Annotated in this window: 16 protein-coding genes; 8 read left to right on the top strand and 8 right to left on the bottom strand. The window is 68.2% G+C overall.

Annotation, left to right across the window (positions count from 1 at the left end; all coding sequences use genetic code 11):
* Window positions 1–358: 358 nt before the first annotated feature.
* A complete protein-coding gene (locus ON34_RS11325; protein ID WP_040778058.1) occupies window positions 359–1,699 on the top strand; it encodes a CoA transferase in 1,341 nt (446 codons plus the stop codon).
* Window positions 1,700–1,810: 111 nt separating this feature from the next.
* Here ON34_RS11325 and ON34_RS33490 read toward each other — a convergent pair whose 3' ends face one another.
* Both ON34_RS33490 and ON34_RS35975 read right to left on the bottom strand, forming a co-directional pair.
* Entirely contained in the window at window positions 1,811–3,133 is a 1,323-nt protein-coding gene (locus tag ON34_RS33490; protein ID WP_051022380.1) for a caspase family protein, read from the bottom strand.
* The gene (locus ON34_RS35975) at window positions 3,133–3,531 is read right to left on the bottom strand and encodes an effector-associated constant component EACC1 (RefSeq protein WP_051022379.1); all 399 of its coding nucleotides are present in this window, start codon (window positions 3,529–3,531) and stop codon (window positions 3,133–3,135) included. The genes ON34_RS33490 and ON34_RS35975 overlap by 1 nt, the downstream gene beginning before the upstream one ends.
* A 143-nt stretch (window positions 3,532–3,674) precedes the next feature.
* Here ON34_RS35975 and ON34_RS11310 point away from each other — a divergent pair, with 143 nt between their 5' ends.
* The 3 genes from ON34_RS11310 (at window position 3,675) to ON34_RS34550 (ending at window position 5,462) form a co-directional block, all read left to right on the top strand.
* Window positions 3,675–4,187 (top strand): hypothetical protein, encoded by a 513-nt coding sequence (locus ON34_RS11310; protein ID WP_051022378.1) that lies wholly within the window; start codon window positions 3,675–3,677, stop codon window positions 4,185–4,187.
* A gap of 194 nt (window positions 4,188–4,381) precedes the next feature.
* The gene (locus tag ON34_RS11305; RefSeq protein ID WP_051022377.1) at window positions 4,382–5,314 is read left to right on the top strand and encodes a helix-turn-helix domain-containing protein; all 933 of its coding nucleotides are present in this window, start codon (window positions 4,382–4,384) and stop codon (window positions 5,312–5,314) included.
* Window positions 5,211–5,462, top strand: a complete 252-nt coding sequence (locus ON34_RS34550) for a DUF397 domain-containing protein (protein ID WP_306303639.1) — start codon at window positions 5,211–5,213, stop codon at window positions 5,460–5,462. Before ON34_RS11305 ends, ON34_RS34550 begins: the two co-directional genes overlap by 104 nt.
* 25 nt (window positions 5,463–5,487) lie before the next feature.
* Here the strand turns inward: ON34_RS34550 and ON34_RS11300 are convergent, their stop codons facing one another.
* Window positions 5,488–6,057, bottom strand: coding sequence for a TetR/AcrR family transcriptional regulator (locus ON34_RS11300; protein ID WP_040778420.1), 570 nt, complete (start codon window positions 6,055–6,057; stop codon window positions 5,488–5,490).
* Window positions 6,058–6,175: 118 nt separating this feature from the next.
* Between ON34_RS11300 and ON34_RS11295 the strand changes: the two genes are divergently transcribed.
* On the top strand, window positions 6,176–7,228 hold the full coding sequence (locus ON34_RS11295) for a nucleoside hydrolase (protein ID WP_040778055.1): 1,053 nt from the start codon (window positions 6,176–6,178) through the stop codon (window positions 7,226–7,228).
* A complete protein-coding gene (locus ON34_RS11290; RefSeq protein WP_040778052.1) occupies window positions 7,225–8,109 on the top strand; it encodes an amidohydrolase family protein in 885 nt (294 codons plus the stop codon). Before ON34_RS11295 ends, ON34_RS11290 begins: the two co-directional genes overlap by 4 nt.
* A 24-nt stretch (window positions 8,110–8,133) precedes the next feature.
* Here ON34_RS11290 and ON34_RS11285 read toward each other — a convergent pair whose 3' ends face one another.
* Window positions 8,134–8,775, bottom strand: coding sequence for an NAD(P)-dependent oxidoreductase (locus ON34_RS11285; protein ID WP_040778049.1), 642 nt, complete (start codon window positions 8,773–8,775; stop codon window positions 8,134–8,136).
* A gap of 108 nt (window positions 8,776–8,883) precedes the next feature.
* On the opposite strand from ON34_RS11285, the gene ON34_RS11280 reads away from it, so the two are divergent.
* The gene (locus ON34_RS11280; RefSeq protein ID WP_040778416.1) at window positions 8,884–9,378 is read left to right on the top strand and encodes a MarR family winged helix-turn-helix transcriptional regulator; all 495 of its coding nucleotides are present in this window, start codon (window positions 8,884–8,886) and stop codon (window positions 9,376–9,378) included.
* Between the two features lie 24 nt (window positions 9,379–9,402).
* Here ON34_RS11280 and ON34_RS11275 read toward each other — a convergent pair whose 3' ends face one another.
* Window positions 9,403–9,774, bottom strand: a complete 372-nt coding sequence (locus ON34_RS11275) for a nitroreductase/quinone reductase family protein (RefSeq protein WP_040778047.1) — start codon at window positions 9,772–9,774, stop codon at window positions 9,403–9,405.
* Between the two features lie 73 nt (window positions 9,775–9,847).
* Here ON34_RS11275 and ON34_RS11270 point away from each other — a divergent pair, with 73 nt between their 5' ends.
* On the top strand, window positions 9,848–10,447 hold the full coding sequence (locus ON34_RS11270; protein WP_040778045.1) for a TetR/AcrR family transcriptional regulator: 600 nt from the start codon (window positions 9,848–9,850) through the stop codon (window positions 10,445–10,447).
* 173 nt (window positions 10,448–10,620) lie between these two features.
* On the opposite strand, the gene meaB is transcribed toward ON34_RS11270, so the two are convergent.
* The 3 genes from meaB to ON34_RS11255 are packed head-to-tail and all read right to left on the bottom strand — an operon-like array spanning window position 10,621 to window position 15,793.
* Complete coding sequence (gene meaB / locus ON34_RS11265) at window positions 10,621–11,661, bottom strand: methylmalonyl Co-A mutase-associated GTPase MeaB (RefSeq protein WP_051022376.1); 1,041 nt, start codon at window positions 11,659–11,661, stop codon at window positions 10,621–10,623.
* Entirely contained in the window at window positions 11,658–13,937 is a 2,280-nt protein-coding gene (scpA, locus tag ON34_RS11260) for a methylmalonyl-CoA mutase (protein WP_040778043.1), read from the bottom strand. The genes meaB and scpA overlap by 4 nt, the downstream gene beginning before the upstream one ends.
* On the bottom strand, window positions 13,937–15,793 hold the full coding sequence (locus tag ON34_RS11255; RefSeq protein WP_040778041.1) for a methylmalonyl-CoA mutase family protein: 1,857 nt from the start codon (window positions 15,791–15,793) through the stop codon (window positions 13,937–13,939). Before ON34_RS11255 ends, scpA begins: the two co-directional genes overlap by 1 nt.
* Window positions 15,794–15,898: the final 105 nt, after the last annotated feature.

Here is a 15,898-nt window from a genome sequence, read left to right as displayed (position 1 = left end):
AACCAGCGTGATCGCAAATACCGGGTCACGTCGCTCGTCGCGCGACCAGCAGGGGGGCACCGATCACCCGTGTGGCACCCCTTCCGCAATCGCGCCGAAGCGTATCCGCGGTGGCATGGTGCCAGCACGGGTACGCGCGGCGGCGCGGCACCGATGGGTACGACATCCGATGGGCGATGGCTCCGGCTCCGCGTGACACGGCACACCCGCGCGCCGGCGAAGTTCCCATCCCGCTCCGCAACGCCGCAGGTGGCACCGGAGATCGGCGGCGTGGCCCCATAGCCGTGACCTGCTCGAGCCCGCGCCAAGATCAACCGCGGCCCGCGACTTCTCCGGCGTGGCAACTACGCTGAATCGAGTGAACACGCACGCACGGCTCGTCCATGACTACGAGGCCGGTATCGGTGTCACCGCCTCGCCCATCTCCCCCGCGCCCGATCCGGGTAGCAATCTCGCCGCGACATTACCGGTCTGGGCGCTGGCGGCCGGTTCGGTCGCGACGCTGACGGCCGCGGCGAACCGCATGCGCGAGGCGCGTGGCCTCGATCCGGTCACCCACCGCATCGACCCCACCCGCATCACCGCGGCCTTCTCCAGCGAGAAACTGCTCCGCGTCGGGGGCCGAGCGCCGTCGGTGTTCACCGACCTGTCCGGATTCTTCCCGACCTTCGACGGCTGGGTCCGCACGCACGCCAACTATCCGCACCACCGCGCCCGCCTGCTCGCCGCCCTCGACCTGCCCGAGTCCGCGCCCGCCGACTTGGCCGTCGCCCAGATGGCCATGAGCCGCGCCTCCGATCTGGAGGAGCAGGCCGCCGCCCACGGCGCGATCGCGGTCCGGGTCCGCACGGAGCAGGAGTGGGCCGAGAGCCCGCAGGGACAGGCCGCCGCGTCGGGCCCCGTAGTGGCGATCGCATCGCGCCCCGACCGCGGTGAACCCGGATTGCCCTCGGGTGCGGCGCCTTTGCAGCCGCTGCGGGGCTTGCGGGTGCTCGATCTGACCCGAGTGATCGCGGGACCGGTCGCGACGCGGGCGCTGGCGTTGCTCGGCGCCGAGGTGCTGCGGGTCGATCCGCCGCAGCTGCCGGAGATCTCGTGGCAGTACGCGGACACCTGCCAGGGCAAGCGCTCCACGTTGGTGGATCTGCGCACGCACCGGATCGACGAGCTGATCGCCGCCGCGGACGTGCTGGTCACCGGCTACCGGCCGGGCGCGTTGGAGCGCGCGGGCCTGCGCGCCGCCAGCCGTCCCGGCCTGATCCACGGGCGAGTGTCCGCGTGGGGTGAGACGGGTCCGTGGGGCGGCCACCGCGGCTTCGACAGCATCGTGCAGGCCGCCTCGGGAATCTCGATCCTCGAAGGCGCCCCCGCGGTACCCGGTGCGCTGCCCGCGCAGGCGCTGGACCACGCGTCGGGCTATCTGCTCGCCGCGGGCGTCATCGACGCGCTGGTCGCCCGCGGCGCGGACGGCGTCGGCCGGGACGTGCGGGTCGCGCTGGCGCGCACCGCCTCCTGGTTGCTCGACGCGCCGGATCGCACGCCGCGTCACCCCAAGGCCGCGGCGCCGAACCCGGCACAGGTCGTCCGCCATGGACAGCTCGTCACCGCGACACCCGCCCTCGCCGAATACCCGGATTACGCCTGGCCCGCACCCGCCTACGGCGCGGATCGTCCCGCCTGGCCGCTACCGGCTCGCTGAGGGGCCCCCGGGGCGTCGCGCAATATCCTTGCGGCATCCCGGGCACGCGCATCGCAATCGCTGTTTTCGCCCTCGCGATCGAGCGGGTGCCGTGCTCACCCGAAGCCGAAGTCAGGATTGGAATCGTCCGGCGGAGTAGCGTGTCAGCGCCCGCTCGATGTCGGTCTGGGGGACCTTGAGAAGCTGGGTGGGGACGATCAGGATCCAGCCGGTCTTGCGTTCCATCCGGGGAAGGTACTGAGTCCAGAGCCCGATACCCCCGTGCGGCAGGGGGGTGCCGGGTAGCGGATAGACCAGTACCCCTGACATACCTTTTCCCCGGATTCGCCGAATCGTGACACGGCTGATCTCGTCCCACATGTAGCGGGTGCGCCGGCCAGCAAATGTCAATTCCATCCCCCGCGGACCTATCTGGAGTTCGAAGGCCTTGCGGCTCAGGCTGATAGCGCCCACCAGAGCCATGACGGTCACCAGTCCCATCAATGTGGCTGCGAACCAGAAGAACTCCGGCGACGTGGTGCCGGGGTCCACTGACACGGCCCTGAGCGCCAAAGAGCCTATGAGGCCGATCACAGCCTGGACCATTTGCCACCCAATTCCCTTTCTGACCGGGAACCGCAGGTCGCCGTCTTCGTGGAACGTGCTGCTGCTGACGCGATTTCGCGTGCTGTCGGTCATGGGTATGGGTGCGGAATTCGCGGGATGCGCAGGGTTGCGGCTGAGGGCGAGCTGGTCGATGGTGCCGGTGCCGCGTTGTCCGGGTCGTGGCAGGCCGCGGGCGTTCAGCGCATGCAGGAGTTGGTGGTAGATGGTGGCGAAGGTGAGCAACTGGGGGCCGTCGGGCACTCCGGTGCGGAGCAGGGCGAGTAGTTCCCCGGTGAAGGCGGTGTAGGTGGCGCCCGTGGGTGCGAGGGCGACGGCGTTGGCGGGGGTGGCGGTGAGGGTGTAGGTGCCTTCGATGCCGAGCTGGCCGACAATCGCGTCGTCGGTGCCGCCCATATCCGGAATCGCGCGCCCGCTGAAACAGCAATCGAGGATGAGGACCTTGTTCTTGGCGCGACTTTCGGTGAGCAGATCCCGGACGATGTCGAAAGACAACGCGCTGACGCGGAGTTCCTCGGTGGCGGTGTCGGCCAGCGCGAAGTAGAGGTCGTTGCGCAGGTCGGTGCGCCCGTGCCCAGCGAAATAGACCAGCAGGGTGTCGGTCGGCTCGAGCTTTGCGTAGTGCAGCAGTGTGCGATAGACGGTGCGCACCTCGACCGGATCGTGCACCACGATGCAGTGATCGGGGCGCAGCCCGACGAGAGCTGGATCGGTGAGAATCCCGGCCAGGGCCTCGAGGTTGTTCCGAACCGCAGGCAGGTCCGTCAGCGAACTGTAGGTGCTGGTGCCGATCAACAGCGCGTACGAGCTGTGCGGGTCGGGCAGGCGCACTACGATCTCTCTCCTGCCGAACCTGTTACGGGCGGGCCGGATCCGGACACGTTGGGGTCGACCGACTCGAGAACGGCGTTGACCAGTTTCTCGGGATCGGCGACACGCTGCCCCGACAGGGAGATCTGCCGCCCATCCGGCCCGGTGACCGTGACGGTCACGTCCGCGCGACGTTGCACCAGCCACGTGGACAATGACCGTGCCAGCGCGGCCACCACCGCCGGTGTCGCCGTCGCCAGGACAACCGCGAGCTCGATCGGCACGCCCATAGCCTCTTCGGAGGCCATCGCCTCACCCGCACGTAGTCGACCACGCAGCTCCGGCTCTTGCCGCAACCAATCCCACAGCGACTTCACCACGTCGCCCCGCCCCTCGACCGCGATACGCACCTCGGCCATCGAAACTCCGTACTGACGTGAACCCCGCAGCGCCGTACTGCGCCTGACCATAGCGTGCCATAACCAGAGATGCACCAAGGCACGATTACGAGCAACATTCCGAGCTAGGTGGAGTCCCGGAGGGCCGGGTATGAAGGAGAGCCGTGGCAACCGAGCTGACTGTGTTCTCCGATTACCAACAGATCCATCTTCTCGACAATGACTCGTCCACCGAAGTGACAGACCAATGGTTCGATTCCGCGCTGCCCGACCACTTGGCGCTGGCGGATGACGCGATCGGCATCTACACAGGGGTCAACGGTCACGTCACCGTCACCATCGACGTGGCCGACGCCCCGCCCGCCGATGACAAGGATGTTTTCGACACGGTGACCGAGTGCAGCCTCCGAGCCGACTCCGGCACGTTGCGGCTCACTTGTCCGACCTACGGCGAGAACGACGGTGATCGGGTGACAGTTCCGAGGGGGTGGCTGCGGTTGCGCGTATCCCTGACGAGGTCGCCGGATGACGCGGCGGACTACGACGAGGACTCGGACGATGCCGCCGATCGGCAACACATCCGGATTCAATGCTGGCCTGCCGAACCCAGCGACGCCGTCTTGGTCAAGGGCTGGAATCCCGAGACAGGCTCATTCCACCCCGTACCAACAGACTGAGTTCCGTAACGTCGCTTCGGCCCTGTCCTCGCGACGGGATTGCGCTGGCGTCGATTTGCGCTGCGACCGTGCCGCTGGATGCAAATCCTCCTGGGAGTACGCGGCGATCCGACGAGCATTCGTAATGGTGGCGCGGGGTGGGATTGCGGCGTGCTGTGCTGGTGCGAGCAATGGAACTCGAAGGGAGGGCGGCCATGTCGGAGAACGGATCGACGCTCGCGCGGCGTCAGCTGGGGAAGTATCTGCGCGAGGGACGGGAGGAGTGTGGGCTCACGCTCCAGCAGGCAGCGGCGCTGATTCAGCGCAGCGCCAGCACGTTGCAGCGGATCGAGAAGGGGATGGTAGCGAATCTGCGCGAGGTGGACCTCGAGGCGTTGTGCAAGATCTACGAGTTCGATGCAAACCAGACCGAGGCAATGAAAGCGCTTGCGGCGCGCGGCGATGTGCAGAACTGGTGGAACGAGTACGACGACCTGATCCCCGCCAAGTTCGATTTCTTCATGGGACTGGAGGCTTCTGCACAGAAACTGACGACTCACGAGTCCGAACTGGTGCCAGGACTGTTGCAGACACCGGCCTATGCGAGCGCGTTGATCCACGCTGTCTATCCCGACGACAGCGCCGAGGAGCATGCACGAAGGGTGCAATTGCGGATGCGCAGGCAGACCAGGATCACACGGAAGTTCCAGCCAGTAACTCTTGATGTCATCCTGCGGCAGTCGGTGCTGCACGGCGTGGTGGGCGGCAACAAGGTGATGTCGTCACAGCTGAAGCACTTGGCCGACATAGGAACTCGGCCGAACGTGCGGATTCGCGTACTGCCTTTCAGTGCGGGATTCCCGCTCGGGGTGGCGGTCGGACCGTTCGTCGCCCTGGAGTTCGGCGTGGACACCAGAGGCCAAGCGATCGAGCCGCCGATTGTGTACACCGAATGCTTCACAGGTGATCTGTACCTGACAAAATCCACTGCCCTCGAGCGATACCATCAGGCATACGACAGTCTCGAGCGGGCCGCGTTGGACGATGTTGCCAGCAGAAGGCTGCTGCGGCAAATGGCAAAGGAGTATGCGGGTGATGGTCGACCTATCGACGGCGAAGTGGTTCAAGAGCACCCGCAGCGGCGGTGACAAGAACTGCGTCGAGGTCGCATTCCTGGCGAACGACCTTGTGGGCGTTCGCGACTCGAAGAGCCCATCAGGCCCGGCACTGGTGTTCACCTCGGCTGAGTGGTCGGCCTTCACCGCAGCGGCGTCTCGCGGCGAGTTCGGCCGCTGACAGCTTGCCGCCCTGGGACCTGCGCCTAGCGTGCGGTCAGGGCGGCTACCGCCTGCGCAAGCCGGTCCCCGTCCGGAAGTTTCGCCTCCGGGACGATCGTGTGCAGCACGCCGAGCCCCTGCACGAGCACGAAATACAGCTCCGCGATCGCCTCGGCCTGGTCCTCGCTCAGGTGCGGGTGCGCCTCGCGCAGGGCCTCCGCCATGTCCCGATAGGCCCCGGGCAGGCTTGCGGCGAAGAATTTCTGAGATTCCGGCGAGCGGGCGACGCGCACCAGGTTTTCCATGCTCGCCAGCATGCTGTCGCGATTGTCGGTGAATACCGCGGGCATCGCATTCCACAGTGCGGCGAACGCGGCCAGCGGCGTGGCGCCTTCGCCCTGGCGGATCAGCGCCTCCATGCTGTCGCCGATCGCGGTGCCCAGACCGTCGGCCAGCGCCTCGGTGATCAACTGGTCCTTGGAGCCGAAGTGGTAGCCGATCGCCGCCAGACTCACCCCGGCGGCGGAGGCGATGTCGCGGGCCGTGGCTTTGGCCACGCCGCGCTCGATGATGACTTTTCGTGCTCCCGCCAGTAGATCCTCGCGATTTCCCATGACCATAGGCTACAACGTCTTAGACAAATGTACTAGACGAGTGTACTAATCTCCGCCACCGTCGAGCTATCGGCACCTCGGCGCGGGGAACAGCCCTCCGGATGGCTAGTCTCGTGCTGTGCGGCAGAAGATCATCCTGGACGTCGATACCGGTATCGACGATTCTCTCGCCCTGCTGTACCTGCTCGGCTCCCCCGAGGCCGAGATCGCGGGGATCGCCGCCACCGCGGGCAACGTGCCAGCCGCGCAGGTGGCGGCCAACAACCTCGCCTGGCTGGACGTCTGCCACGCACCCGAGATCGAGGTCGCGCTCGGCGCCGCCGACCCGCTGGCCATCCCGCTGCGCACCACCGAGGACACGCACGGGCCACAGGGCGTCGGGTACGCCGAACTGCCCGCCTCCGCCCGCCGTCTCTCGTCGCGTTCTGCCGCGCGGATGTGGGTCGAGCTGGTGCGCGCGCATCCCGGCGAGATCGTCGGACTCTGCACCGGACCGCTGACCAACCTCGCTCTGGCCCTGCGGATCGAGCCCGAGTTGCCGGTGCTGCTGCACCGCTTGGTGATCATGGGCGGCGCGTTCAACCACCCCGGCAACACGACGCCGACCAACGAGTGGAACGTGCACGTCGATCCGGAGGCCGCCAAAGAGGTCTTCGACGCCTTCGCCGCGGCACCGGCGGACCGCAGGCCGATCGTGTGCCCGCTCGACGTCACCGAGACCATCGAGATGCGACCCGAGCACCTGGTCCGGCTCGCCGAGCGCGCGAAAAGCTTTCCGGTGGAATTCGTTTCGGCTGCCGATTCGCCCGATGCCCGCTCGGTCGCGAGCAATCCGATAGTCCGACACGTCACCGACGCGGTGCGGTTCTACTTCGACTTCCACGACGGCTACGACCTGGGCTACCTCGCCCACATGCACGATCCGTTCGCGGCCGCGGTGGCGCTGGATCCGTCGCTCGCGCGCACCCGGCCCGCGACGGTGGACGTGGAATTGGCGGGCACCATCACCCGCGCCACGACGGTCGCCGACTGGGCGGGCATGTGGGGACGCGAACCCAACGCCGACATCGTGATCGGCACCGACCCGGAGTTGTTCTTCGAACGGCTGATCGCCCGGGTCGGCGATCTCGCCAGGACGGTCCACCCGCCCGCCGCTCAGGAGGTCCGGTGACCAGCGCCGACGACACCGAGTACCTGTCCGCCTTCCGCACCGGGCTCGGACTGCCCGGAATCATCGACGTGCACACCCATTTCATGCCCGACCAGGTGTTGCGGAAGGTGTGGGCGTACTTCGACTCGGTCGGCCCGCTGATCGGCCGAGCCTGGCCGATCACCTACCGCGCCGACGAGCAGGTCCGGTTGAAGACCTTGCGTGACTTCGGCGTCCGAGCCTTCACCGCGCTGGTGTACCCGCACAAGCCGGACATGGCCGCCTGGCTCAACGAATGGACTGCTGCCTTCGCGGCACGCACCCCGGATTGCCTGCACACTGCGACGTTCTTTCCCGAGCCGGGAGTCGAGAGCTATGTCGCCGCGGCCGTACGGGGCGGAGCCCGCGTCTTCAAAGCGCATGTCCAAGTCGGTGACTACCATCCTGGCGACCCCCTCTTGGACCCGGTCTGGGGCCTGCTGGAGGACGCGCGGATCCCGGTCGTGATCCACTGCGGTTCCGGACCGGCTCGGGGAACGCACACCGGGCCCGAGCCGATCGCCGGTGTGCTGCGGCGCTTTCCGCGTCTTCCGCTGATCATCGCGCACATGGGCACGCCCGAGTACGCCGAATTCCTCGACTTGGCCGAGGCGTATCCGAGCGTGCGACTCGACACCACGATGGTGTGGACCGATTTCTCCGAGTCCGACGCCCCCTTCCCGATCGGCGAGCACGGCAGGCTGCGCTCCTTCGCCGACCGCATCCTCTTCGGCAGCGATTTCCCGAATATCCCGCACTCCTACAGCCATTCGATCCAGGCGCTCGAACGGCTGGAACTCGGCGACGACTGGCTGCGTCAGGTCTGCTATCGCAACGCGGCGACGCTATTCGGCATCGAATGACGCGGTTGGGCGTCGAAACGCCGGTCAGGCTGCGACGACCGTGAACCGGATGCGCCGGTGGGCAGGCCGTTCCGCCTCGTCGAGGAGCGCGACCGCGAAGTCCTCCATGGAGATGGCGGACAGACCGTCCGCGCGCGCCAGCAATTCATCCGCACCCAGACGGTAGCTCCCGGTCCGCTCACCCGGCACCAGCTCGGCGGGCGGACTCAGGTACGTCCAGTCCGCGGTGGTATCGGCCCGGCACAGTGCGAGCTGATCGGCGCACGCCTGGGCGATTCCACGCAGTTCCACGGGGAAGTCCGGTGTTTCGTGCAGGGTCAGATCACCCGCTCCCGGCATGGTCAGCGTGGCGGCGCCGCCGACGACGAGCAACCGGACGCCGGTGCGGGCCAGCCCGGCGAGCAGCACCGAGGTGACCGCGGTCAGTTCGTGCTCGCGGCCGGGGGCAGGTCTCGTCGCCGTGATGACGAGATCCCGCCCGGTGCTGAGCGAAACCACGTCGTCGAGGTCGGACGCGTCGCCGCGGCGGATCAGCGCCCCGGCGGGAACGGTGCTCGCCCGAGCCAGGTTACGCACCACGGCGGTGACCTCGTGCTGCCGCGCCAACGCCTCGGCCACCACGCGGCGCCCCACGTCACCTGCCGCGCCGAACACCGTCATACGCATGATCGCGCCCCTTCACTCGAGTTGCTTAGCTCTAAGAAACATAGCTTAGCGCTGAGCTACCAGCGTTATGAGATTACTCACCGCTGAGCTATTCGTTAGAGTGCGGTGGTGACCGATCATGTCGACCGGGTGCTCGCGCAGTGGCAGGTGCAGCGCCCTGACCTGGACGTCTCCCCCATGGCCGTGCTGGGACGCCTGACCAGGCTGTCCCAGCTGACCTGGGCCGAACTGCGCAAAACCTTCGCCGCGCACGGTCTGGACGCCGCGTCCTTCGATGTGCTGGCCACCCTGCGCCGCAGCGACCCACCGCACTGCCTGACCCCGACCGAGCTGATGCGCGCGGCCATGGTCACCTCCGGCGCCATAACCCAGCGACTGGATCGACTCGAAGAACGCGGTCTGGTGCGCCGCTCGCGCAGCGAATTCGACGGCCGCGGCATCCGGGTCACGCTCACCGCCGCGGGCCACGAACTCATCGACGCGGCCCTACCCGATCACGTGGCGACCGAGCGGCGTCTGCTCGAACCCCTGAGCGCCGAGCAACGCGAGCAGCTGGCGATCACGTTGCGGCTGCTGCTGGAAGCACTGGGCGATTCAGTCTGACGAGCACAGCTCCTCGCACAGGCGCTAGTCGGTGAGATCGATGCGGATGGTCAGCAGGTTCGTTCCCAGTGCGCGGACAACCGCGCTGTTCATGCGCGGCAGGGTGGCGAGACGGGCGATGGGGTCGTCATCGGGCAAGGGGTGCGCGGTGCCGTTGTGCCAGCGTCCGTCGATCCGGACGCGAACGGCTGGGTTGGCCATGAGGTTTCGCACGTAGTCGGATCGGTCGCCGTGGTTGGAGACCATCCAGAACTGATCGCCGATCCGCTTTCCGCCGACCGGTGTCGTACGCGGTTGCCCGGATCGGCGGCCGATCGTCTCCAGCAGGATCTGATCCTGCAGCCGTGTGGTGATCGGATTGGCGAGACGACGGTGGAAGACGCGGTCGAGCCGCATCCGCAAGGACTTCCCGGTAGTCACACTTCGAGCTTTGTCGAGACTGACAGTCTCGTCAAGCTAGACTCGCGGCGTGGCCGCATCATCGAACCCCCGCGCGCATACCGGCTCGCGCCGCAACGAAGCGGCGCGTGCGGCGATCCTCGCCGCGGCGGGGGAACTGCTCGCCACCCATGGGAGCTCTGGGGTCACGGTGGACCGGATCGCGGCGCACGCGGGGGTCGGTCGGCAGACCATCTACCGGTGGTGGCCGTCCAAGGACGCGGTGCTGCTCGACGCGCTCGTGCAGTCGGCCGAGCAGGCCGTGCCGGCTCCGGACACCGGCGATCTCCGCGAAGACCTCACCGTGTTTCTGCGCGAGACGTTCACCGCGGCCGGGATGGAACACAACCGGCAGGCGCTGATCGCCGCGGTCGTCGCCGCACAGGACGATCCAGGGCTGGCCGCCACGCTGGAGGAGTTCCTCACCCGGCGACGTGCCGCGCTCGCCGAGCTGATCGAGCGCGACAGAGCGCGCGGGAAGATTTCGAACAACAGACCGGTCGACCTCGTGGTCGAGCAGGCGTTCGGCGTGCTGTGGTATCGAATCCTGTTTCAGCCGAATGCATTACATCCGGACCGTGCGCCTGAGCTCGCCGACGCGCTCAGCGCCCAGCTGGTCCGGGGCGAATGACCGCGTCCGTGCATGCAGCCCTTACCGCGGCGCACTCCGCCACGCTGGCCGATCATGGCCCTCACGCAGCCGAGGATGCGTGACTACGGCAGAGCTGCGGGATGGGCGGTTCGGATAGCAGCAACGAATCGTTGCAAGGGTCCAAGTATCCTCGTCCGGCTGGATTCGCACGATCAGCGACCGTCGAAGGCTCGCAGTAGTTCCTCGGCGGCCAGAGCCGCGGTCAGGGTGCCGTCGCGAACCTGCTTTTCCACCTGCGCGCGAATCGCTTTCACGTCCGGGTTGTCCGCGAGCCTGCGCAGTAATTGATCGTGCACCATGGTCCAGGTCCAGTCGACCTGTTGGCGGCGGCGCTTCTCGTCGAACTCCCCGGCTTCGGTGAGCACGCGGCGATGCTCGAGCACCGTGTCCCAGAACCGGTCCAGCCCGACCCCGTGCAACCCGCTCATGGTCAGCACCGGCGGACGCCACAGCGCGTCGTGCGGGTGGATCAGGCGCAGTGCCCCCGCGAGCTCCCTGGCGGCGGCTTTGGCCTCGACCTCGTGTTTGCCGTCGGCCTTGTTCACCGCGACCAGGTCCGCGAGTTCGAGCACGCCTTTCTTGATGCCCTGGAGCTGATCACCGGTCCGGGCCAGGGTGAGGAAGGAGAACACGTCGACCATGTTCGCGACGGTGACCTCGGACTGACCGACGCCGACGGTCTCGACCAGAATCACGTCGTACCCCGCGGCCTCGAGCAGCACGATGGTCTCGCGGGTCGCCTTGGCGACGCCGCCGAGCGTGCCCGCGGTGGGCGAGGGACGGATGTAGGCGTCGCGTTCCACCGCCAGCCGCGCCATCCGGGTCTTGTCGCCGAGAATGGAGCCGCCGGTCCTGGTCGAGGAGGGATCGACGGCGAGCACGGCGACCCGGTGCCCCTGACCGATCAGGTACATGCCGAGCGCGTCGATGAAGGTGGATTTGCCGACGCCGGGAACGCCGGTGATGCCGACGCGGTTCGAGACCTGAGACTTCCCTGCCTCGGGCGTCACCTTCAGCAACAGTTGTTGCGCCAGTGCTCGGTGATCGGCCCTGGTCGACTCCACCAACGTGATCGCCCGCGCCAGGGCGGCCCGTTCATTGGCACGGACTGCCGCGGCGAGCGCGTCGACGTCGATCGTCCGCCGCGCGGCGACCTTCGCGGTGTCCCGCGCTGCTGAACCCGCTTCGCTCATTCCGTGGCGGCGGATTCCGCGGCGCCGCTACCGAGTTCGTGACCGAGTTCGGCGCCGAGCTTCTTCAGCAGGTCGATCGCCGCGTCGGCGATCACGGTGCCGGGCGGGAAGATCGCCGCGGCCCCGGCCTGGTAGAGCTCGTCGAAGTCACCGGGCGGGATGACGCCGCCGACGATGACCATGATGTCGGGACGCCCGACATCGGCCAGCGCCTGCCGCAGGGCGGGCACCAGCGTGAGGTGGCCCGCCGCCAGCGACGACACCCCGACGACGTGCACGTCGTTGTCGGCCGCCTGCTGCGCCACCTCTTCCGGGGTCTGGAACAGCGGGCCCACGTCGACGTCGAAGCCGAGGTCGGCGAAGGCCGTGGCGATCACCTTCTGTCCCCGGTCGTGGCCGTCCTGGCCCATCTTCGCGACGAGGATGCGCGGGCGGCGGCCCTCGGCCTCGGCGAACTCCTCCACCAGCTCGCTCGCCTTGGTGATGTTGGTGACCTTTCCTGCCTCGTCGCGGTACACACCGGACAGCGTACGGATCTCGGCCTGATGGCGTCCGTACACCTGCTCCAGTGCGTCGGAGATCTCGCCGACGGTGGCCTTGGCCCGCGCAGCGTCGATGGCCAGCGCGAGCAGGTTGTTCGCCATGCCGCCCTCCGAAGAGGCGGCGGCGCGGGTCAATTCGGCCAGCGCGCGGCGCACCGCGTCGGGGTCGCGCTCGGCGCGCAGCCGCCGCAGCTTTTCCAGCTGTTCGGCGCGCACCCGGGAGTTGTCGACCTTGAGGACCTCCACCTCGTGGTCCTCTTCGACCTGGTACTTGTTGACGCCGATCACCGGCTGCTGACCGGTGTCGATGCGCGCCTGGGTGCGGGCGGCGGCCTCCTCGATGCGCAGCTTCGGGATGCCCTCGCCGATCGCCTGCGCCATGCCGCCGTGCGCCTCGACCTCGGCGATGTGCGCACGCGCCCGATTGGCCAGCTGGTGGGTGAGCCACTCGACGTAGTACGAACCGCCCCACGGGTCGATCGGGCGGGTGGTATTGGACTCCTGCTGGATGAGCAGCTGGGTGTTGCGGGCGATGCGGGCGGAGAAGTCCGTCGGCAGCGCCAGCGCCTCGTCGAGCGCGTTCGTGTGCAGCGACTGGGTGTGGCCCTGGGTGGCGGCCATCGCCTCGATGCACGTGCGCGCGACGTTGTTGTAGGCGTCCTGGGCGGTGAGCGACCAGCCGGAGGTCTGCGAATGGGTGCGCAGCGACAGCGATTTCGCGCTCTTCGGGTTGAACTTCGCGACCAGCTCGCTCCACAGCAGGCGCCCGGCCCGCAGCTTGGCGACCTCCATGAAGAAGTTCATGCCGATGGCCCAGAAGAACGACAGCCGCGGCGCGAACTCGTCGACCTCCATGCCCGCGTCGATACCGGCGCGGATGTACTCCACGCCGTCGGCGAGGGTGTAGGCCAGCTCCAGGTCGGCCGTCGCGCCCGCCTCCTGGATGTGGTAGCCGGAGATCGAGATCGAGTTGAACTTCGGCATCTTCGCGCTGGTGTAGGCGAAGATGTCGGAGATGATCCGCATCGAGGGCTTCGGCGGATAGATGTAGGTGTTGCGGACCATGAACTCCTTCAGAATGTCGTTCTGAATGGTTCCGGCCAGCTGCTCGGGCGCGACGCCCTGCTCCTCCGCGGCGACGACGTACAGCGCCAGGATCGGCAGCACCGCGCCGTTCATCGTCATCGAGACGCTGACCTGGTCCAGCGGGATGTGGTCGAACAGCTGCCGCATGTCCAGGATCGAGTCGATGGCCACGCCCGCCATGCCGACATCACCCTGCACGCGCGGGTGGTCGGAGTCGTAGCCGCGGTGCGTCGCCAGGTCGAACGCGACCGACAGACCCTTCTGGCCCGCCTGCAGGTTGCGCCGGTAGAAGGCGTTGGAGTCCGCGGCGGTGGAGAAGCCCGCGTACTGGCGGATGGTCCACGGCTGGTTGACATACATCGTGGGGTACGGCCCGCGCACGAACGGCGCGACGCCGGGCACGCTGTCGAGCGGATATCCTTCGGCGGCAATGACATCCCGGTCGGCCTTGGTGAACACCGGCGGCACGTCGATGCCTTCGGGCGTCGACCACACCAGCTGTTCGGGCGCGTACTGGTTGGCCGCCGCGGCGGCCCGCACGTAGGCCGCTACCTGCGCCGCGTCGACAGCGGCCGGTTCCGGCGCGCGCTCGGTCAACGGCACCTCGGCGAAACTGCCGATCACGTGCTTGATCTCACGAGTAGTCATCAGGCTCCCACCTTCTCCAGCAGGCCGGACAGCGCGGCGACCGCGTCGATGCGCGCGGCGAGGAATCCGTCCGGGCGCGCCGCCTCGTCCAGGTCGGCGACGGCCTTGGCCGCACCGGCCAGCAGCACGGTGGACACGCCCGCGGCGCGCAACTGCTCCACCGCCGCGCCCGCCTCGGACCCGTACCGCGCGTCCGATCCGCACAGCACCGCGATCGGCGCACCGGATTCCGCTGCGGCTGCCGCGATTCCGCTCACCTCGAGCGGGCCGGGATTGATCGACTCGATTCCCCCCGAAGCCAAAAGGTTCGCCACGAAGGTGACCCGGACGTTGTGCTCGGCGACCGAACCCAGTGGCACCAGCAGCGCTTTCGGCCGAGTGCCGTGTTCGGCCAGGTAGGCGTCGGACCGGTTGCGCAACTGCTCGAACGCGGCGCCGTAGCGGGCCACCCGGCCCGGCTGCCTGGCCGCCTCGGACAGCGGCCGCTCGGCCAGGTTCGGGAATTCGTTCACGCCGGTGACGGCGGTTGCGCGGTGCGCGACATCGGTGTCGCGGGCGGTCTTGGTCGCGGCGATCCGCTCGGCGAGCAGACCGGACTCCAGCGCCGCCGGGTAGCCACCGGCCGCTTCGATCTCCTGCAGGAACTCCCACGCCTTCGCAGCCAGCGCCGCGGTGAGGTCCTCGACGTACCAGGAGCCCGCGCCGGGGTCCAGGACGTGGCCCAGATGCGATTCCTCGAGCAGCAGCAGTTGTGTGTTGCGGGCCATGCGCTCGGCGAACGACGTGGAGACGCCGAGTTCGCCGGGCGGCAGCGCGGAGTCGAACGGCAGCACGGTGACGGTGTCGGCGCCGCCGACGCCGGCCCCGAACGCGGCGAGCGTGGTGCGCAGCATGTTCACCCACGGATCACGCTGGCTCATCATGGCCGCCGAGGTGACCGCGTGCTGCGGTGCTCCGCCGAAATCCGGTGCTCCGCACACCTGCGCGACGCGCGCCCATAGTTGCCTGGCGGCGCGGAACTTCGCGATGGTGGCGAACTGGTCGTCGGTGGCGGCGAAACGGAATTCCAGCTGCCCCAGCGCATCGGCGATCTCCAGGCTCTCGGTGAGCTCCCGGAGGTAGGCCAGCCCGGCCGCGACGGCCGCGCCCAGTTCCTGGGCGTCCGAGGCGCCCGCGTCGTGGAAGACGGTGCCGTCCACGGTGATCGCCCGCACCGTCTCCGACCGCCTCGCCGCCTGACCGGCGAGTGCGCTCGCCTCCGCGAGAGCGATGTCGGCGAGCCCGGCGAAGCGGCTGGTCAACGGTGCGGCGCCGAGGGCGACCCGGATGTCCTCGCGGGTGGGCGCCGCGTAGCCGTCGAGCAGGCCGAACACTCGCTCCGCCGCGGCGGCCACGGCGGCACCCGCATTCAAGGTGAGCGGAGCCAGCTCGAACAGCAGTCCCGCCAATGCCGTCGGCAGGTCGGCCACCGGCACGCCGCGTTCGCCGACGCCGAGCCAGATCGCGCTGATCCCGTTCTCCAGTCCGGCCAGGATCTCCTGGTTGGCCGCCGCGGCATCGCGGTCACTCACCTGGGCGCTGACGAACCACCCCCGGTGCACGTCCCGGGTCGCGTCGCGGCCGCGGACGAACGGGAAGGTTCCCGGCAGCGGTTGCTCGGGCAACTCGTCGCGACGGGTGTAGAGCGGAGCAATGGTCAGCCCGTCATAGGTGGTCTCGTCGAGCAGCCGCTCGGGCTCCTCGGGAAGTTCGGTGACATCGACCCGGCGAGCCTTCGCCAGGACCCCGGCCACGCCCTTGCGCCACGCGGCGAACTCGGGCACCGGATCCGCCCCAGAATCTGAAGCAATCGGCATAGCTTGCTGTTCCTCTTCCTCGACACGAGCGCACCGGCAGTGTGCACCCGATACCCGCGCATTCGCCCAGCTCAGCGACTACTTCGGTTAACGAGTATTCGTCCC

Source organism: Nocardia pneumoniae NBRC 100136, assembly GCF_000308755.1.
Lineage (GTDB): Bacteria > Actinomycetota > Actinomycetes > Mycobacteriales > Mycobacteriaceae > Nocardia > Nocardia pneumoniae.
This window is presented reverse-complemented; position numbering and strand designations above follow the sequence as displayed.

Coding starts and splice junctions, on each gene's coding strand:
- ON34_RS35975 (WP_051022379.1), bottom strand. CDS start 3,531: ATGGCCGAGGTGCGTATCGCGGTCGAGGGGCGGGGCGACGTGGTGAAG.
- ON34_RS11300 (WP_040778420.1), bottom strand. CDS start 6,057: ATGGGAAATCGCGAGGATCTACTGGCGGGAGCACGAAAAGTCATCATC.
- ON34_RS11305 (WP_051022377.1), top strand. CDS start 4,382: ATGTCGGAGAACGGATCGACGCTCGCGCGGCGTCAGCTGGGGAAGTAT.
- ON34_RS11285 (WP_040778049.1), bottom strand. CDS start 8,775: ATGCGTATGACGGTGTTCGGCGCGGCAGGTGACGTGGGGCGCCGCGTG.
- ON34_RS34550 (WP_306303639.1), top strand. CDS start 5,211: ATGTTGCCAGCAGAAGGCTGCTGCGGCAAATGGCAAAGGAGTATGCGG.
- meaB (WP_051022376.1), bottom strand. CDS start 11,661: ATGAGCGAAGCGGGTTCAGCAGCGCGGGACACCGCGAAGGTCGCCGCG.
- ON34_RS11275 (WP_040778047.1), bottom strand. CDS start 9,774: ATGCGGCTCGACCGCGTCTTCCACCGTCGTCTCGCCAATCCGATCACC.
- ON34_RS11255 (WP_040778041.1), bottom strand. CDS start 15,793: ATGCCGATTGCTTCAGATTCTGGGGCGGATCCGGTGCCCGAGTTCGCC.
- scpA (WP_040778043.1), bottom strand. CDS start 13,937: ATGACTACTCGTGAGATCAAGCACGTGATCGGCAGTTTCGCCGAGGTG.